Raw genomic sequence first — 1345 nt, forward strand, 5'->3', positions numbered from 1 at the left:
GATGCTCCTATAGTTGTCAACTCGCTGCGCAGGCTGGCTGGGGGGCGGGTCGGAGCAGGTGGTAGACCTCGCGGATGACGTAGCGCTTGAGGCAGCGAATGATCTCGCGTTTCGTCTTGCCCTCGGCTGTGCGGCGGGCGACGTAGTCGATCGTGGGTTGGTGGAACCGCATCCGGACGATGACGGTTCGGTAGATCGCGGCGTTCAGCTGCCGGTGGCCGCCGTGGTTGATGCGATGCCTGCCGCTGGTCATGCCTGAGCCGGTGGGTACGGGAGCGATTCCCGCGAGCTTGGCGAGGGCAGCCTCGGACTTGATCCTTTCAGGGTTGTCGCCGGCGACGACGAGGATCTCTGCGGCGGTGTCCACCCCGATGCCGAAAGACTCGAGCAATTGCGGGGCTGCCCGCTGGACCAGGTCGGCGAGCATCTTCGTCAGTTCCTTGGCCTCGGCGTCCAGGTACTGCCAGCGCTTGGCGAGCGTGCGCAGGGTGTGACGCAGTGTGTCCTCGGGTGCTTCCAGGCGGCGAGGACGCAACGCCGCCAGATGCCGTGCCAGGGTGATCTGTGTCTTGCCCGCCGTCTCATGGCGCAGTGTGTCTGGGGCGTGGACCAGCATCGCCTTGATCGTGACCATCGCTGCGGCGCGCTGTTCAACGGCCTGGTCGTGGGCGACCTTGAGCTGGCGGATCATCTCGGCTTCGCCGTCGGCGCTCTTCGGCGTGGCGGTCGCGAACCCGGCGAGCACGGCGCGGGCAGCGTTCTCGGCGTCCAGAGTGTCGGACTTTCCGTTCATACGCCGCAGCCGCCGGTCCGGACGGCCCGCCTCGACCACCTTGTGGCCGCGCCTGCGCAGGAACGAAGCCAACGTGGCGCCGTAGGAGCCGGTTCCCTCGATCCCGAAGGCCAGGACTCTGCCGAACGAGGCCGCCCAGTCGTGCAGCTGCTGGAAACCGCCGGTGTCGGTGGGAACGGTCAAGGTGGCCAGAATCCCGCCGATTGTGTCCATCACTGCTGCGACGTGTATGTGCTTGTGCGTGTCCACGCCGATCACGACGTGCCCGGACCTGGGGTCCTCGCTGAGGTGCACGGTGTTCCTTCCGGTCGGTAGCGTGGGGTGCACGCTGTCGCCGGCCGGACGGACAGGACTGTCACGGGGACGCTTTGGCGAGTCGGCTCCAGGCTCTTATCAGGTCACGTCCGTCCGGCGGCAGCGCTTGCTGCGTGCCCGGCCGGGCGGTCGACAGATCAACGCCAGGACACCCGTGGGGTCAGTCGTAAGCAGGAGTCAGACCACCTCGGCCGGGGCTACCCGATCCTTGCGGGATCCGGTGCGAGAAGACTGACA

The 1345-nt window shown here is 67.1% G+C and carries 1 protein-coding gene; it reads right to left on the bottom strand.

Annotated elements, in window-relative coordinates; genetic code table 11:
• Nucleotides 1-16 precede the first annotated feature (16 nt).
• Nucleotides 17-1087, bottom strand: coding sequence for an IS110 family transposase (locus MXD57_RS31275; RefSeq protein WP_250405586.1), 1071 nt, complete (start codon nucleotides 1085-1087; stop codon nucleotides 17-19).
• Nucleotides 1088-1345: the final 258 nt, after the last annotated feature.

It is taken from the genome of Streptomyces cellostaticus, from assembly GCF_023630175.1.
Taxonomy (GTDB): Bacteria; Actinomycetota; Actinomycetes; order Streptomycetales; family Streptomycetaceae; genus Streptomyces; species Streptomyces cellostaticus_A.